The organism is Rhodococcus sp. ACS1 (assembly GCF_002300155.1).
GTDB lineage: Bacteria > Actinomycetota > Actinomycetes > Mycobacteriales > Mycobacteriaceae > Rhodococcus_F > Rhodococcus_F koreensis.
Window position 1 is genome coordinate 434,873 of record NZ_NSDZ01000004.1, and the last position, 16,944, is coordinate 451,816.

A 16,944-nucleotide genomic window follows, 5' to 3' on the forward strand; every position below is an offset into this window, starting at 1 on the left:
TTGGAGTGACGGAAGAGACACATGCAAAAGCCCACGCACCTGATCGAGTTCGAGACGATGCTGCTCGGCCGACACCTTCACTTTCTCGGTCCGGCGCGACGCGACACTCCCGAGCGTTTGGACCGCAGTGCATACACGGTGCTCAGCCGTCTGAGCGTGCAGGGGCCGATGTCCATCAGCCAGCTCAGCGAGGCATTCGCGTTGGACACTTCGACGCTCAACCGACAGACCGCCGCCCTCCTCAAGGCCGATCTCGTCGAGCGCATTCCTGATCCGGAGGGTGGGATCGCTCGCAAGTTTCGGATCACCGAGAAGGGCAGCAGCCATCTCGAGGCCGACCGCGAGTGGGCCATTGCAGGCCTGGAACGCGTACTAATTGATTGGGATCCGGACGAAGTCGCCGAGTTCGCTCGTTGGCTCGAGCGATTCAACACCGACATCGAGCGCCTTACAGGACACCCGTGGCCCCGTCCGGTTGTCCCCTCGGCTTCTTCCGACCGCGGCGACCGGAAGGAACGGCACTCGTGAGCAGCGCGCGAGCGATACGCTGGGGGTAGGTGTCGAGAGGTTTTGTATGTCGTATCTCGTGAGGTCGCTACGTTCACCGTTGTTCGACGGCGCGGGTCAGTGATCCGATGCATGACGGGGATCCACTGGGCACCCAGCGATACGGTTCACCCGACGTCGTTGCAGAGCTGCAGGGCGCGGGGTTCGATGCGGCACACGAGATCGGTCGAGGCGGATTCGGAGTGGTTTATCGCTGTACGCAAAGTGCCCTCGACCGTATTGTTGCCGTCAAGGTGCTCACCGTAGATCTCGACGAGGAGAACCGGGCGCGGTTCTTTCGAGAACAACGCGCGATGGGCAGACTCACCGGGCATCCGAACATCGTCAACATCCTGCAGGTCGGCGAGACCGGGACCGGCCTCCCATACATTGTGATGCAGTACTACCCGCAGGACTCTCTCGATCAGCGACTTCGCCGAGGTGGACCGCTGTCGCTGCCGGAAGCCTTACGGTTGGGGATCAGGGTGGCAGGAGCAGTCGAGACTGCGCATCGGCTCGGAGTACTTCATCGCGATATCAAACCCGCGAACATCCTGCTCGACGACTACGGTGAGCCGGTGCTGACCGATTTCGGTATCGCGCATGTGGCGGGCGGATTCGAGACCGGAACCGGAACAGTCACCGGCACGCCGGCGTACACCGCGCCCGAGGTACTGGCCGGCGATCCACCGACACCGGCCACTGACATCTACGGCATAGGTGCCACCGTGTTCAGCGCGGTCACCGGGCATGCCGCATTCGAACGGCAGAGCGGAGAACAGGTAGTAGCACAGTTCCTGAGGATTACGACGGAACCTGTGCCCGACCTCCGCGAGCAGGGACTCCCCGACGATGTTGCCGAATCGATCGCACGCGCGATGGCTCGGGCACCGGGCCGGCGCCATGCCACTGCCGCAAGCTTCGGTGAAGACCTGCAGCGACTGCAACATCACCATGAATTCACTGTCGACGACATGGCCCTGCGTACTGGTAGCGAAGAACAACACCGTGGCCGCCCGCCTGCAGTCGCGGGACGCCGGGCGCACGATCACCGCCCGCGCGCAGCAGGAAATCTGCCTGTTGAATTGACGAGTTTCGTGGGACGTCGCCGGGAGCTGACCGAAGCGAAGAAGATGTTGACGTCTTCACCTTTGGTGACGCTGACCGGACCCGGTGGCGTCGGCAAGACGCGACTGGCATTGCGAATCGCAGCAAGCATGCAACGCGAGTTCGAGCACGGTGTATGGCTGGTCGAGTTCGGCGAACTTCATGACGAATCCTTGCTGATCGACACGGTGGCCGGTGCATTGGGGCTGCGCTATATCTCCGCGAGGCCGTTGGGTGAGGTACTGGAAGAGTTTCTCGAGACGCGGAACCTCTTGCTCGTCTTCGACAACTGTGAACAAGTGGTCGCCGGCGTAGCCGAGCTGTCCGCGACGCTGATGCAGGTCTGTCCTTCGCTGAAGATCCTCAGCACAAGCCGGGAGTCTCTCGGTATACCCGGAGAGGCCGTACTGCGAGTCACGCCGCTGACAGTCCCATCTACCGACCGTCAGCCGGCCTTGAAAGGATTGCCGAGGTACGACGCGGTGACGCTGTTCGCTGAACGCGCTGCCACGGCGGTTCCCGATTTCGAACTCACCGAGGACAACAAGGACGCAGTGGCCAAGATCTGTCATCGGCTCGACGGTCTGCCGCTGGCGATCGAGTTGGCAGCGGCCCGCTTGCGGGCACTGTCGCCCGAACAAATCCTCCAGCGCCTGTCCGACCGCTATGCGCTGCTCACGCGCGGAACACGTGGCGCCCCTACGCGACAACAGACTCTTCGACTGTGCTTCGACTGGAGTTTCGACCTGTGCGAGGAACAGGAACAGCACCTCTGGACGCGGCTATCGGTCTTTGCAGGCAGTTTCGGGCTCGACGCGGCGGCGCACGTCGGTGGTCCGGGTATCCGTCCGGACGAGTTGCTCGACGCGGTGACCTCACTGGTTGAGAAGTCGATCCTCCTCAGAGAGGAATCCGGTACCGAGGTGCGGTTTCGAATGCTCGAGACAGTGCGGGACTACGGCCGCGAGATCCTCGCACTGATCGACGACGACACCGCTCACCATCGGCATCTGGAGTGGTACGAATCGCTGGTTCTCGAAGCAGCGTCGAATTGGATGAGTGCACGACAGCTCGACTGGATCGAACGCATGGGTATGGAACTACCGAACATTCGAGAAACCCTGAAGTTCTGTGTGTCCAATGATCCGGCTGCCGGGCTCCGCGTCGCGGGCGCGCTATTCGGGTTGTGGAGTTCCCAGGGGTACTACAGCGAGGGGAGAAGTTGGCTCGACAGACTCCTGGCCGCATACGCAGGCCCACCCACCGTCGAGCTCGTAAAGGCCCTGTTCAGCGGTGCCTTCTTCGATGCGGCGCAAACAGGCGGTCAGACGAGCGATATGACGGTAGACAGGGGGCACACACTTGCAGCATCCATCGACGACCCCGGATTACACGCCTTCATCGCACATGTCGACGGGCTCCTAGCCCTGCTCCGCGGTGATCTCACCCAAGCCTGCACGTACCTCGAGAAAGCGGTAGCGGAGCCCGACACCCGGCGAGAACCCATCTATCGCGTCGGCCCACTAGGCATGCTGGGCATGGCACACGAGTTGCGCGAGGACATGGGGCGGGCGATCGAATACCATGAACAAGTACTCGAGCTCACCGAACAGTACGGCGAAACCTTGTGTCGATCGTTCTCTCTGTGGGGAATGGGCCTTGCCGTGTGGCAGGAGGGAAACCCCAGTCGTGGAAGGGAACTACTCGAACAATCATTGCAGTTGACCTGGCCCGCACGGTTTCTCCGAATTGCCATATCATGCCTTGAATCCATCGCCTGGATCTGTGCGGAGGTCCGAGATACGCAACGTGCAGCAGTGCTTCTGGGAGCCGCAGAAGAACTGGGGCGGTCGGTCGGCGGCGCCGTCCAGTTTCCCGACCTGATGACCTACCACGACGAATGCGAGAGAGCCGCTCGCTCGGCACTGGGATCGAGGGCATTCGAATCTGCTCGCCGCCAGGGGCGCCTCATGGATTTCGACGCGGCCGCAGCATTCGCGCTCGGCGAACAAGCTCCCTCCGCCGCCGAACCCGTCAGTCCCACAGTGAGTCTGACCAAGCGAGAACGTCAGGTCGCAGACCTGGTTGCAGAGGGCATGACGAACAGGGCGATCGCGGCGAAATTGGTGCTTTCGGATCGAACTGTCCAAGGACACGTGGAGCACATCCTCGCGAAGTTGGGTTTCCACTCCAGGACCCAGGTCGCGGCTTGGATTGTGGAGCAAGCCCACAGCGATCCTCATACCGGTCGTCGATCGTAGCGCTCGGACGAGAGCTAGGATTGGGCCCATGTTCGGATTGCTCGCGCGATTGTCCGAGATCGACTCACGAGCCGAAGCGGCCGTTCGAGTCATCGCTGCGTTCGACGCTCTGGTCGAAGGCCGGGTTTCGGCATCGACCCTGACCAGAGCGACTGCAGCCCTCGCCGAATGCACTGCCGGGATGCATCTTCTCGATGGGACTGCATTGCGCGTCGCTCACAGCGGGACCGTCGATTCTTCGGATCGAGATGTTCCACGCAGTCGTATCGACGTGGGCAATGGCCGGGCAGTCTGGCTCGAACGCGAAGGTGATGCGGAGGCCCTGGACGACCTCATACTCGAGCGCTTTGCTCTGGCAACTCGGGTGCTGGTCACTCCGCCCCGCGTGATTTCAGCCGCAAATCTTGCTGATCCAGCACTGACCGAACTGCTGATTTCGGAGTCCGCCGGAACCGAGGAACGGGCGCGCGCAATTCAACTTCTCGGCCTCCTACCGAACCTCCCGATACGCATCGTTGCCGTCTCTACATCTGACGACCGGGACCCAGGAACGGAAGCAGTAGCGCTTGTAGCGAGAACCCGCTTTCCGGTGCAGTCCCTGCGTGTGGCCACGGTTGGGCGGACCGCCGGATTGATCCTGCAGCCACGTCAGAACGCGGACCTCGTCGTCCCAGACCTCCACAGCAGCGTCCGAGATCGCCTTCAAGAGCGAGATCCTGGGTCAGGGCGGAGCTTGGACCTGCGGGTGGGCATTGGCAACCAGGTCCTGCCGCAGGATGCTCGTACCTCGTGGTTGCAAGCACTCTTGGCGTTGAGATTTACGGTTCATGGCGAGAACTCGGCGGTCGTCGACCATGCATCACTCGGGTCCCTCACATTGCTTGCCGATGTTCCGATAGGTCAGATCGCGGCAAACGTGGACGTGGTCGCACTCCAGGCCATTTCGGAGACAGAGAGTGGGAAACTCGACTTACGTGCTTTGGACGCTCTCTGCCGCACCGGATCGCTCCGACTGGCCGCGAACTCCCTGCATATGCACCACAGTTCAATTGCGGCTCGGGTTACACGAGCGGAGGAGCGACTGGGGTGGGACCTTGGCACTCCGGACGGAATACTGCGAGCCCGAATCGCATTGCAGTCCCTCCATTTTCTGAATAGTGGCGAATCGTAGTAGCGGACCGGCGCCGCCGAGAGTCCGAACCGACAGTCGTCTGATACATCGCGGCAAGGAACAGACGATCGGCGGTAGCGTCGACGGAGATGAAATCCGATAGTGGGAGGACATCGCAAATTCTGAGGAGACACGATGACTCTCGATAACGCCATCCGTACAAGTACCCCTCCGCCGCTCGACCCGGAACTGGCAGCCGGGCTGGCACGAATCCCACTCATGTCCTCCACGCTCCACCCGCACGAGATCCTCGGTGCTCGAGAACGCCGCCTGAATCAGCTGCCCGATCGTGATGTCCAACTCGAGCACTTGCGTCGGGATGGCAGCATCGAGGTCACCGAACGAGAAGTTCCTGGCCCCCTCGGCGGACCCGACATCACCGTGTTGATCATGGCGCCGACGAACCCGCGGACCGTCCCTTCCCCGGCGATCTACTACATCCACGGTGGGGGGATGGTCATGGGAAACAGGTTCACTGGGGTAGAAGGCCTGGCTGATTTGGTGGACGAACTCGGTGTGGTGGCGGTTTCAGTTGAATACCGGCTCGCCCCGGAATACCCCCACCCCGCGCCCGTGGAAGACTGCTACGCGGGTTTGGTATGGATAACCGAGAACGCGGAAGACCTGGGAATCGACTCCGCGCGAATCATCGTCATGGGCGCTAGCGCAGGAGGTGGACTGGCCGCGGCAATCGCCTTGTTTGCCCGCGACCACAACGGCCCGACAATCTCCCACTTGGTGCTGGGGTGCCCCATGCTCGACGATCGGGGAATTACGCCGTCGAGTCAGGAACTCGACGGTATCGGAGTGTTCGACCGTACCTCGAACAGGACAGGCTGGGGTGCTCTCCTCGGAGATGCGGCAGGTGGACCCGACGTGTCCTACTATGCTGCGCCGGCGCGCGCCACCGACCTCTCCGGACTACCTCCGACATTCCTCGATGTCGGCCAGGTCGAAACCTTCCGCGATGAGGTCATCGACTTCGCGGCCCGCCTGTCCCGGTCCGGTGTCCTCGCTGAACTGCACGTGTGGCCCGGTGCGTTTCACGGATTCGAAGTAGTCGTCACGTCAGACATTTCCAAGACCGCGGGACAAACCCGCAGAGCCTATATCGCGCGCGCATTGAGCTGACTCGAGTATTCCAGCGCGCGCGCCGAGCTTCGCTGGCGTATCGAGCACGACTATCGCAAGCTGAAACCGGCGCTATACCAGGTGTTCAGCGCGGCCTGAGGCCGTCGAGTAGCAGATGAACGGTGAAGTGCACTCTCTGATCGACTTCGTCGCGGGTGGGTGTTTGGCCGCTCACGATCGAGCGCACGGAGCCGCCGACCGCCATGTTCATGAACGCGATGGCGGCGAGTTCGGTTGTGGTGGGTGCGATGTCGCCTGCGGCGATGGCCCGGTCGAGCAGGCCGGCGACGAAGTCGAGCACCGGTTTGGAGCGCTGTTCGTAGTTGGCGGCGAATATGCTGGGGAATCGGTAGCTTTCGGTGTTGATGATCCGCTGCAGGCGCAGACCGTCGGGCGTCATCACCTGGCCGACGTGTAGCCGGGCGATCGCTTCCAGTGTTTGGGTGAGATCACCGCGATCGAAGTCCTCGAGGACGTGCAGGGGCACGATCTGCCTGTTGATTGCCCGCTGCACCGCGGTGAGAAACAGGGACGCCTTGTCGGGGTGGTGGGCGTACACCGTGCGCTTGGTCATGCCAACGTGGGTGGCGATCATCTCGATCGTCGTTATCTCGAAGCCGTGCTCGAGGAACAGCTCGAGTGCGGTATCGAGCAGTTCGTCCTGGCGTGCCTCGGCCTGCTCGCGGGTGGGGCGTCCGGCGCCGCGGCGCGGGAGCGGCGTCGCTCTCGTCACGTCGGCCTCCCTGAGATTCGCTCTTGCATAACACCCTTGCCTTCGTCATTATGAGGTTGCCGAACTAATGATACGCATTAGTTGCTATTTGTGGCAACGTCTACCGAAGGGACGCCCCGTGAACTCACCCACGGAGCAATCCGCACTGCACAGCAAGACCGTGGGTGTCGTCACCGGCGCGGGTTACGGACTGGGAGCCGCCTGCGCGCGGCAGCTCGTCGATCATGTGGAGACACTGCTGCTCACCGACCGGGACCCGCACGCCGCCGCGGCCGTGGCCCGCGAACTCGTGAATGATGCGGGTGTGGACGCCGAGCCGTTCAGCCTCGACGTCACCGACCGCAAGGGTCTCGCGCGCCTGGTCGCGCGAATCGGGGACATGGGCACGCTGCGGGCAGTCGCGCACGCCGATGCCTGCTCGCCCACCTCGGCCGACTGGCAGGAGATTCTCACCGTGGACCTCGTCGCCCCTGCGCGGCTCGCGGATGCGCTCCGGCCGTTGGCCGACAACGGCACCGCCATGGTGGTGTTGGCGGGTATGTCCCCGATGCTGGGCCCGGATACTCCCGACGCGGCTGCGCAAGCTGTCCTCGACGACCCGCTGGCCCAACAGTTCCCACACAGGTTGCGCGAGGCGCTCGGACCGGGCATCGAGGATCCGGCCGCGGCCCGCACCTGGGCCAAACTCGGCTTGGAACGCTTCGTCCGGCGGGAGTCGGTGCGGCTCGGGTCCGTGGGCGCGCGCATCTGTTCGGTGTCCACGGGCAACATCGACAGCTCGCCGGTGCGGTCCGAGACTGCCGAACACTCGCGCATCGATCGGATCGTGCAGCGCAGGGGGCATGACGCGGAGATCGCCGCCGTGGTGGCATTCGTGCTCTCGGAACAGGCGAGCTTCCTCAACGGCATCGACCTGCTGGTCGACGGTGGGGCCAGTGCTGCCGCCCGCGCGGCCGACGGTTCCGGGACGGCGCGGGCTGCCGCGACGGTGGTGCCTGCGAATCGCGCGACAGCGGCCTGTACAACCTGTGCCGCGAGTCAGGTATCGGCATTCTCGGCATGACGGTGCCGGGCGGCCCGTCGGAGTACTTCATGGCGCCGCCGTCGACGCCATCCATGAAAGCGAAAGAGTGAGGAGTGTTGAGTGGTGGAGACAGTTGCGGCCTTCATCGATGGACGTCGGGTGCTCACGTCGGGTACTTACGACAACATCGATCCGTCGACCGGTGTGTCGCTGGGGGCCGTGGTCAGGTGTGGACCTGATGAAGTGGATCGGGCGGTGTGTGCGGCCCGTGCCGCGCAACGGTCGTGGCGGGAGACGTCGCCGGAGACCCGTGCCGGGTTGTTGACCCGGCTGGCGGATCTGATCGAACGTGACGCAGCTGGGTTGGCGTTGTTGGAAAGTGAGGATTCGGGTAAACCCCTGGGGCAAGCGCGAACCGATGCAATGGTGTGTGCTCGCTACTTCCGCTTCTATGGTCACGCGATCGATTCCTACTACGGGATCACCATCCCGTTGGGTCCTGATGTGCATGCCTACACTCGCCGCGAGCCATACGGTGTGACGGGGCATATCGTTGCCTGGAACTATCCGATGCAGCTATTCGCGCGTTCGGTGGCTCCGGCGATTGCTACCGGCAACTGCTGTGTGGTGAAGCCCGCAGATGAAACGCCGCGTACCGCGGTCGCCGTCGCCGAGTTGGCGATCGAGGCGGGAATCCCGGCGGGGGTGTTGAATGTTGTGCCAGGCCTCGGGGTCGAGGCGGGTGCCGCGTTGACCGCCCACGACGGGGTCGACCATATCGGATTCGTCGGGTCCACCCAGATCGGATCGGTGATCGCGCACGCGGCCGCAGATCGGGTGGTGCCGGTCGTCCTCGAGCTCGGTGGCAAGTCGGCTCAGATCGTTTTCCCCGACGCCGATCTGGACAGTGCGGCCACCTTCGTGGCGAAGGCGGTTCTGCAGAACGCTGGGCAGACGTGTTCGGCCGGTTCGCGTCTGTTAGTGCATTCTTCGGTTCATGACAAGGTTTTGGAGTCGGTGGCGAAGCTGTTCGCCGTGGTGAGTATCGGCCCCGGTTCGGCCGACCCGGACCTCGGACCATTGGTGTCATTCAAACAGCAGGCCAGGGTCCAGGCATTCCTGAGCGATCTGAGCACGGGAGAGGTGGTCGCCGGCGGCTCGATTCCCGATGAACCGGGTCTTGCGGGTGGCGCCTATTTCGCTCCGACGCTGGTCGATGGTGTCGATCCGCGGTCCGATATCGCTCAGCAAGAGATATTCGGGCCGGTGTTGGTATGTAATACCTTCGATACCGAGGAGGAGGCGCTCGCGTTGGCGAACGGGACGCAATATGCCTTGCTCGGTTCGGTCTGGACGAGGGATCTTTCGCGCGCGCATCGGTTGGCTGCTGGTATTCAGGCCGGGCAGGTTTATGTCAACACGTACGGGGCGGCTGGTGGGGTGGAGTTGCCCTTCGGTGGTTTCAAGAAGTCCGGATACGGCCGTGGGAAGGGGTACGAGGCGTTGGACGCGTTTACCGAGACCAAGACCGTGATCGTCAAACTCTGACCTCTACCCGACCCCGGACCTGTTCCTCGACTGATCGAAGGATCCACAACATGCACACTGATCGCACACACCGTGAGACCTACGAGGCGGGCCTGCAAGTCCGCCGCGAGGTCGTCGGCGCGGAATACGTCACCCGAGCCCTCGCCGACGCCAGCGAATTCTCTTCTTCTATGCAGGACCTCGTCACCGAATACTGCTGGGGTGCCATCTGGACTCGTCCGGGCCTCGACCGCCGCACCCGATCTCTGATCAACCTGGCGATGCTCACTGCGCTCAACCGGCCCAAGGAGTTCGCTACCCACGTGCGCGGCGCCGTGACCAATGGGGCGACGCACGACGAGATCCGTGAGGTGCTCCTCCAGACCGCCGTCTACGTTGGTGTTCCCGCCGCCATCGAATCCTTCCGTATTGCCGACGAAATTCTCTCGGAGCGCACTGATGCCTGAAACAAGCAACGGACACATCGCCTTCCTCGGCCTGGGCAACATGGGTGCGCACATGTCACGCCGACTGGTCGAATCCGGTATCCAGGTAGTGGGATTCGACCTGCAGGACGCCGCCCGCCGATCACTTGCCGAGACGGGGGGAACCGTGGCCCCAACTCCAGCGCAGGCCGTGGCCGGAGCAGACATCGTCATCCTGATGCTGCCGAATTCCACTGTGGTGGAGGCTGTACTCGACGACGTCGACGTGCTCGACGCGCTACGCTCCGGCACCGTCATCATCGATATGGGGTCGTCCGAGCCCACCTCGACCCGCCGGCTTGCTCTCGAACTGGCTGAACGAGGCGTCACGTTGATCGACGCACCGGTATCCGGCGGCATCGGCGGCGCTGCGGCCGGCACCCTGACCATCATGGCCGCCGGGGACGAAACCGCTGTGGCGCAGATAAGTTCGATGCTGGCGCCGCTGGGTACTTGGCTCCGAGTGGGCGATACCGGTGCGGGGCACGCTCTCAAGGCAATCAACAACCTACTCGCAGCGGTTCAACTGCTGGCTACGGCCGAAGGCTTCGCCATCGGCCGCCGCTTCGGCCTCGACCCGGAGGTAATTGTCTCGACGATCAACGCGGCGAGTGGGCGCAGTGCAGCGAGTGAAACCAAGTTCCCGAACTTCGTCCTCCCCGAGACCTACAACTCCGGTTTCGCACTGCGCCTCATGCTCAAAGACATGCGCATTGCCACGGGCCTGGCAGCAGAGCTCGGGATTGGCGCCGCACTCGGCGACTGGGCGGTACAGGTTTGGTCGCAGGCTGACACCGACCTGGGGCCCAGTGCGGATCAGATGGAGATCGCCCGCTGGGCTCTGGCCGGAACCGAAGCCAAGGATGCGTGATGTCCCCATCGGTCGAGATCGCCGAGGATCTACCCTCCAGCGGCAACGTGGGGTTCCCCGCGCGGTGTCGGCCGGGAAGGCCGCGCGCTGCGCTGGGCGAGTAGCGAAGACATTCATTCACTCGACGGAGAGGAGGCCCTGGTGGCCCACGAAGGAAGAAATGCGGTCGTTACAGGCGGTGGCCGCGGAATCGGGCGCGCCATAGCGACAGTGCTCGCGGCCCGGGGCGCGGCGGTCGCGGTGTGGGATCTGAATGCCGCCGACGCCGACGAGACGGTTGCGGGGATTCGCGAGGCGGGCGGAAAGGCGGTCGCCATCACCGGTGACGCGGCGGACTCCGAGGCTGTCGCGGCCGCAGCGGCCCGGACCCGCGCGGAGCTCGGCCCGGTCACGATCCTGGTGAACAATGCCGGGGTCACCAAGTATTCGCCGTTCCTGGACCTCACCGAGGAGAACTGGGACCGGATAATCGGGGTGAACCTCAAGGGACCTTTCCTGGTCACGCAGGCACTCGTTGCCGACATGCTCGACGCCGGCTGGGGCCGGATCATCAATATCTCCTCGTCGTCCGCGCAGACCGGTGCCCCGGCGGTGGCCCACTACGCGGCGTCGAAGGGCGGCGTCATCGGTTTCACCAAGGCGCTGGCAGTCGAGTTCGTGGAGAAGGGGATCACGGTCAACAACGTCCCGCCCGGCACCGTGGACACGCCACTGCTGCGGGAAAGCCACGATCCGGATCAGCTCGCGGCCAGGCTTCCGATGAAACGCGTCGGCAGCGCGGAGGACATCGCGTACGCCGTCGCATACTTGGCATCGGATGAGGCCGGGTACGTGACCGGGCAGACGCTCAGCGTCAATGGCGGACGGTATCTCGTCTGAGTCGGGTTGCCGACGTTTCGAGCCGGGCAAGCCGAGCTGGACGATCCCGGCGAGGACATCCTGTCCGATCTGGGAGGATGGCCCCGCCGGTCAGCGACTCGGTGACGAGCCGGAGGCTTCGGGTCGCCTGCCGGTACCCTGAACGGCTATTTCTGTCCTGACTCGGCGGTATCCGCGATCCGGAAGCCGAGTTCGGCCAGCAGTCTTTCGCTCTCGTTCCAGAGGCGAGTAGCGGCGGAATCGTCCTGTGCGGCCGCTGCGGGTGTCGCCTCGGCCTTGCGGTGGAAGTAGCGCCCGCCGTCGCGGCCCGGCGCGGGGGCGGTGGCCAGCCAGACCAGCGTTTCAGCCGGTTCGTCCGGCGAGACCGTGTCGGCGGTGGCCATGTGTGCCTGCAGTGCATCGGTCCCGTGGGAGGCGAAGTTGCTGGCCACCACGCCGGGATGCATGGCCTGGGCGACGATCCCGGCTGTGGTTCCACGCCGCGCGAGCTCGCGGGTGAAGAGGATATTCGCGAGCTTCGCCCGGCCGTAGGCGACGATGGGATCGAACTCGTTCAGGCTCTGTAGATCGTCCCAATCGAATTCCTGGATCATGCGGTGCGCGTTCGACGACACGGCGATCACGCGGACCGAGCGGCCAGGCCGAGCTGCCGCGTCCTCCCCGGGGAGCGGAATCAGTCTCCGCGTCAGTAGAAATGGGGCGAGGTGATTGACGGCAAACGTCGCCTCGGTGCCCTCGTCGGTGACGATCCGCTGATCGCTCACACCGCCGGCGTTGTTGACGAGGACGTCGAGGCGAGGGGTGAGTGACGCAATTTCGCCCGCGACTCGCTCGACTTCCGACATCAGGGTGAAATCGCCGCGCAGCATGGTGAACGCGCCGCCATTGCGGGCGGCGACAGCAATACGCGCGGTGGCGGCGGCACTGCGTTGCCGGTCGCGGCCGACGCCGATCACCTGCCAGCCGAGTTCCACGAGTTGGCGGGCGGTCGATTCGCCGATGCCCGAGCTGGCTCCGGTGACGACCGCGACCGGTCTGTTCCTGTCGATATGCAAGGCATTCTCCCTAGGTGTTCAGCGCGGCCCGGGGCCGTCGAGTAATAGATGAACGGTGAAGTGGACCCTCTGGTCCACGTCGTCGCGTGTGGGTATCGAGCAATTCCCCCGGCATACTTCGGCGTGGTGACGGGTGGGTCGTCCGGCGCCGCGGCGCAAGAGTGGCGCCGCTCTCGTCACGTCGGTCTCGCTGAAATTCGCTCTTGCATAACACCCTTGCCTTCGTCATGATGAGGTTACCGAATTAATGATACGCATGAGTTGCTATTTCTGGCAACGATAACCGAAGGGAAGCCCCGTGAACTCACCCCCGGAGCAATTGACTCGGCTGGTGGACGCCGAGGACCGTTTCCGCTACTCCCACTCCGAACTCCGCGAGGCGCAGGTCGAGGCGTTGAACGAGAGGTTCCAGGAGCGCAGGGACCGCATCAAGCTGCTTGGTCATCGAGCACGCGAAGCCGGCATCACCGAGATCCGCGACCGCGCCGACATGGTGCCGTTGCTGTTCCCGCACACCGCCTACAAGAGCTACCCCGAAAGCTTCCTGACCGAGCAACGCTGGGATCGGCTCGGCATGTGGCTCGGCACCGTCTCCCCCTATCCGATCAGCCCCATCGAGACCTCGGATATTGCAGACATCGACGAGTGGATCGCGCGTCTGCAGGCCAAGGGGCACTTCCTTTCCTGTTCCAGCGGCACGACCGGCAAGTCGGCGATGCTGCTCGCCTCGGACAAGGACATGGACTGGTCGCGTAAGGACACGGTCAACGTCTTCGCCTGGGGTTCGGGCGTCGCGCCGGCGCAAGACCGGCGCAGGATCGGTGTCGCGCCCATCGCTGCAGTGCCGAAGAACATCATCATCGGCGACGCGCAGGCGGCGGCGTTCGGCGATCCCGACAGACCCGCGTTCCGCCTGCCGATTCCGCCGATCACCGTGGGCTCGCTGACCACGATGGTCGTACTTCGCAGGAGGATCGCCGACGGCACAGCGCGGCCCGAGGAGCTAGCAGAATTCGAGCGGACCTCGGCCGAGCGGCAGGAAGCCCTCGACAAGGCGATGATCGTGGCCGCCGAGCAACTCATCGAGTACCGCACCGACAAGCTGTTCGTCTCGGGCATGTGGAATGCGCTCTACCAGGTCGCCAAGATCGTTCGTGAGCGTGGGTTCTCGGCAAAAGACTTCCATCCGGACAACTGCATATACGTCGGCGGCGGACTCAAGCGCGCGCAACTGCCGCCGGACTACCGGGAATTCGTCCACGAGACCTTCAATATCCCGGACAACCGCAACTTCCAGAACTACTCCATGCAGGAGCTCAACTCGGGTATGCCCAAATGCCGAGCGGGCGACCGTTATCACGTTCCTCCGTGGATCGTGCCCTTCATCCTCGACGAGAAGGGCGAGACATTGCTGCCGCACGAGGCCGGTGAGATCGAAGGTCGCGCAGCGTTTTTCGACCTCTCCCTCGACGGACGCTGGGGCGGCGTCATCACAGGCGACAAGATTTCGCTCGATTTCGATCCCTGTGCCTGCGGCTGCGCGGGACCGTCGATCCGCAACAACATTGTTCGCTATTCGGATGTCAAAGACGACGACAAAATCGGCTGCGCCGGAACCGTCGACGCATACGTGAGGGGCCTATCATGACCATGACCGAACCTGTTGTCGCCGCGCCGTTCTTCCTGCGCGGCGAGTTGGTGGAAGACCAGTCGGTCACCCACCGCTCGCGTGACCTGGGAGTCGTCTTCGCGACGCCGGCGATCGACCTGGACCGTGCGGTGCATCCACGGACCGAGGTGCCGCCACTGCTCAACGTCCCGCTGTCGGAGATCATCGATTTCCTGGTCGAGACCGGCGAGCGGATCCGCGATCCGAAAAACCCTTTCGTGCAGGAATGCATCGACCGGATGGCCGCCACCCACGTACTGCCGCGGGCGGTGCTGAGAGCGCAGGTCTACGGCGCGACGACGTATCTCGACAAACGGCTTCTGCATACCGTGGTCGAGCAAAACTTCCCCGACCCGAAGGCCCTGGACGAATGGGTGCCCAAGCAGGATTTCAAGGGCCGCAAGAGCTTCGTTCGCGCCTTTGCGCCGCGGCTGATTCATGTGCTGCCGGGTAATTCCCCCGGGGTGGCAGTGAAGTCCATCGCGCAGGGTGCACTGGTGAAGGCCGTCAATCTGTTCAAGATGGCGTCGAGTGATCCCTTCACCACCGTCGCGATCCTGCGGACCATGGCCGGTATCGATCCGGACCATCCCATCGTGCGGTCGATGTCGGCCGTCTATTGGCGCGGCGGCGACGATGCGGTGGAGCAGGTGCTGTATCGGCCCCAGTACTTCGACAAGATTGTCGCGTGGGGTGGCGGCGACGCGATCGACAACGTCGTCAAGTATCTCGGTCCGGGTTTCCAGTTGGTGTCGTTCGACCCCAAGACGTCGATCTCGATAGTCGGTAGGGAGGCGTTCGCCTCCGGTGCGGCGCTGGAGGCGGCCGCCGAGCTGGCGGCCACCGATGTCATGGTTCTGAATCAGGAGGCCTGCGTCGCGAGTCGTTTCATCTTTGTCGAGGCGAATCGCGAAGACGCCGATCGCTTCTGTGAACGCGTGCATACGCGCATCGTCGAGAAGGCGGCCGCCTCGGGTGACTCGCGGCCGCTGGACCTGGACCTGCGTGAGCAGGTCGACATGCTGGCGATGATGGGCGACGAGTTCCGCGTCTGGGGGAGGACCGACGGGAAGGGTCTGGTGATCCGGTCGGATGAACCCGTGGACTTCCATCCGATCAACAAGACCGCCAACGTGGTTCGCGTCGACTCGCTCGACGACGTGGTGAAGTACGTCAATGTCGCTACGCAGACCGTCGGCTGCTACCCGTTCGAACGGATGCCGGACTATCGCGACCGACTGGCGAGCGCCGGCGCGCAGCGCATCGTCCGGCTCGGGGAGGCGGGGCCCAGCACGATCGGCAACCCTCACGATGCCATGTATCCGCTGCATCGCTTCGTGCACTGGATGGCGCACGAGGATGGGGTGCAGGCCGGTTAGCGATCGTGCTGCACGCTGTGCAAGGGCGGCGCAACCTCGGTGACTCCGAGGTCGCGCCGTCCAGGAAATCACGCGCAACGCGCGTAGCGGCAGCGGGTTCGGCGCACGAGTAATTCGGTCAGGCGACTGAATGGCCGACCTTTCCGATCACGTCACGCAGCACCCGGGTGACCGTCTGCACCGCGGGCGACGGATTCGCGTCCTGCCAGGCCATCGCGATCGGGAGGGTCGGGGCCTCGCCCGCGATGGGAAGGTACTCGACCCCGGCCATCGTCAGGTGTGCCGTCGAATCGACCACGACGGCCACCCCGACGCCGGCGCCGACCATCGCGAGCAGGCTGTACGGGTCGGGCGCCTCGTGCGCGACGACAGGGGCGAATCCTGCCGCTGCGCACAGCGCGAGCGTGGCGTCGCGGACCACGGAACCGTGTTCGGCGGGATAGATCACGAACCGTTCGCTCGCCAGTTCCTGCGGCACGACGGCACCCGCCTCGACAAGGCGGTGGCCGGCCGGGACCGCGACCATCAGTGCCTCCTCGAGCACCGTGTGCGTCGCGAAACCCCGCGGGACCGGCAGTCCGACGATGCCCATGTCGAGGGTTCCGCGGGCGAGGGCGTCGAGCACCTCGCCGGAGTACATCTGCGGGCGAAGGTCGAGTTCGATGCCGGGGTAGGCGTCGGCAAGGGAGCGGGCGAGGACCGACAGCACCGTGTAGCCGCCCGCGCCGCCGAACCCGACGGTCACGCGGCCGGTTTCCCCCGCGGCCGCCGCCTGCGCGATGCCGCGCACGATCCCGATCTGCGCCTCGATGGTCCGGGCCGGACCCACAAGCGCCTCGCCTGCGGCCGTGAGGCGGACCGATCGCGTGGTGCGGACGAACAGGTCGGTGCCCAGTTCCCGTTCGAGGGCCCGCACGGTCTGGCTGAGCGGGGACTGCGCGACATGGAGACGCTCGGCGGCGCGCCCGAAGTGCAGTTCTTCGGCCACCGCGAGGAAGGCGTGCAGGTGACGGAGTTCCATGACGCTCCTCGGGGACTATGTGTCTGGATCACTTAAACAAGCTGAATTAAGTCTTGGACTCTACACGGAATCCCGGCCATAGTGA

At 64.1% G+C, this 16,944-nt stretch carries 14 protein-coding genes; 11 read left to right on the forward strand and 3 right to left on the reverse strand.

Annotated features, from left to right (window positions below; genetic code table 11):
* The first annotated feature begins 21 nt into the window (after positions 1-21).
* The 4 genes from CJ179_RS14330 to CJ179_RS14345 all read left to right on the forward strand — a co-directional run bounded on the left by CJ179_RS14330 (position 22) and on the right by CJ179_RS14345 (position 6,216).
* Entirely contained in the window at positions 22-528 is a 507-nt protein-coding gene (locus CJ179_RS14330) for a MarR family winged helix-turn-helix transcriptional regulator (RefSeq protein ID WP_095862004.1), read from the forward strand.
* Between the two features lie 107 nt (positions 529-635).
* On the forward strand, positions 636-3,914 hold the full coding sequence (locus tag CJ179_RS14335) for a protein kinase (RefSeq protein WP_095862005.1): 3,279 nt from the start codon (positions 636-638) through the stop codon (positions 3,912-3,914).
* A gap of 28 nt (positions 3,915-3,942) precedes the next feature.
* Positions 3,943-5,085 (forward strand): helix-turn-helix domain-containing protein, encoded by a 1,143-nt coding sequence (locus tag CJ179_RS14340; RefSeq protein WP_095862006.1) that lies wholly within the window; start codon positions 3,943-3,945, stop codon positions 5,083-5,085.
* A 390-nt stretch (positions 5,086-5,475) separates the two neighbouring features.
* Positions 5,476-6,216: an alpha/beta hydrolase gene (locus CJ179_RS14345; RefSeq protein WP_257015518.1), complete on the forward strand. Its 741-nt coding sequence runs from the start codon at positions 5,476-5,478 to the stop codon at positions 6,214-6,216.
* Positions 6,217-6,301: 85 nt separating this feature from the next.
* Here CJ179_RS14345 and CJ179_RS14350 read toward each other — a convergent pair whose 3' ends face one another.
* Complete coding sequence (locus tag CJ179_RS14350) at positions 6,302-6,949, reverse strand: TetR/AcrR family transcriptional regulator (protein WP_095862008.1); 648 nt, start codon at positions 6,947-6,949, stop codon at positions 6,302-6,304.
* A gap of 118 nt (positions 6,950-7,067) precedes the next feature.
* On the opposite strand from CJ179_RS14350, the gene CJ179_RS14355 reads away from it, so the two are divergent.
* From CJ179_RS14355 to CJ179_RS14375, 5 genes are all read left to right on the forward strand, one after another.
* Positions 7,068-8,012: an SDR family oxidoreductase gene (locus CJ179_RS14355; RefSeq protein ID WP_257015520.1), complete on the forward strand. Its 945-nt coding sequence runs from the start codon at positions 7,068-7,070 to the stop codon at positions 8,010-8,012.
* A gap of 81 nt (positions 8,013-8,093) precedes the next feature.
* Positions 8,094-9,521 carry an aldehyde dehydrogenase family protein gene (locus CJ179_RS14360; protein ID WP_257015522.1) on the forward strand — a complete coding sequence of 476 codons (1,428 nt, stop codon included), beginning with the start codon at positions 8,094-8,096 and terminating at the stop codon, positions 9,519-9,521.
* A 50-nt stretch (positions 9,522-9,571) separates the two neighbouring features.
* Positions 9,572-9,967, forward strand: coding sequence for a carboxymuconolactone decarboxylase family protein (locus tag CJ179_RS14365; protein WP_095862011.1), 396 nt, complete (start codon positions 9,572-9,574; stop codon positions 9,965-9,967).
* Complete coding sequence (locus tag CJ179_RS14370; RefSeq protein ID WP_257015523.1) at positions 9,930-10,856, forward strand: NAD(P)-dependent oxidoreductase; 927 nt, start codon at positions 9,930-9,932, stop codon at positions 10,854-10,856. The genes CJ179_RS14365 and CJ179_RS14370 overlap by 38 nt, the downstream gene beginning before the upstream one ends.
* A 141-nt stretch (positions 10,857-10,997) precedes the next feature.
* On the forward strand, positions 10,998-11,735 hold the full coding sequence (locus tag CJ179_RS14375) for an SDR family NAD(P)-dependent oxidoreductase (protein WP_095862013.1): 738 nt from the start codon (positions 10,998-11,000) through the stop codon (positions 11,733-11,735).
* A 146-nt stretch (positions 11,736-11,881) separates the two neighbouring features.
* Here the strand turns inward: CJ179_RS14375 and CJ179_RS14380 are convergent, their stop codons facing one another.
* Positions 11,882-12,790, reverse strand: coding sequence for an SDR family NAD(P)-dependent oxidoreductase (locus CJ179_RS14380; protein WP_179377591.1), 909 nt, complete (start codon positions 12,788-12,790; stop codon positions 11,882-11,884).
* A 298-nt stretch (positions 12,791-13,088) separates the two neighbouring features.
* Here CJ179_RS14380 and CJ179_RS14385 point away from each other — a divergent pair, with 298 nt between their 5' ends.
* Together CJ179_RS14385 and CJ179_RS14390 are read left to right on the forward strand one after the other, a co-directional pair.
* Positions 13,089-14,438, forward strand: a complete 1,350-nt coding sequence (locus CJ179_RS14385) for a hypothetical protein (RefSeq protein ID WP_095862014.1) — start codon at positions 13,089-13,091, stop codon at positions 14,436-14,438.
* On the forward strand, positions 14,435-15,838 hold the full coding sequence (locus CJ179_RS14390; protein ID WP_095862015.1) for an acyl-CoA reductase: 1,404 nt from the start codon (positions 14,435-14,437) through the stop codon (positions 15,836-15,838). Before CJ179_RS14385 ends, CJ179_RS14390 begins: the two co-directional genes overlap by 4 nt.
* A 118-nt stretch (positions 15,839-15,956) precedes the next feature.
* Here CJ179_RS14390 and CJ179_RS14395 read toward each other — a convergent pair whose 3' ends face one another.
* On the reverse strand, positions 15,957-16,859 hold the full coding sequence (locus tag CJ179_RS14395) for a LysR family transcriptional regulator (RefSeq protein ID WP_095862016.1): 903 nt from the start codon (positions 16,857-16,859) through the stop codon (positions 15,957-15,959).
* Positions 16,860-16,944 lie beyond the last annotated feature (85 nt).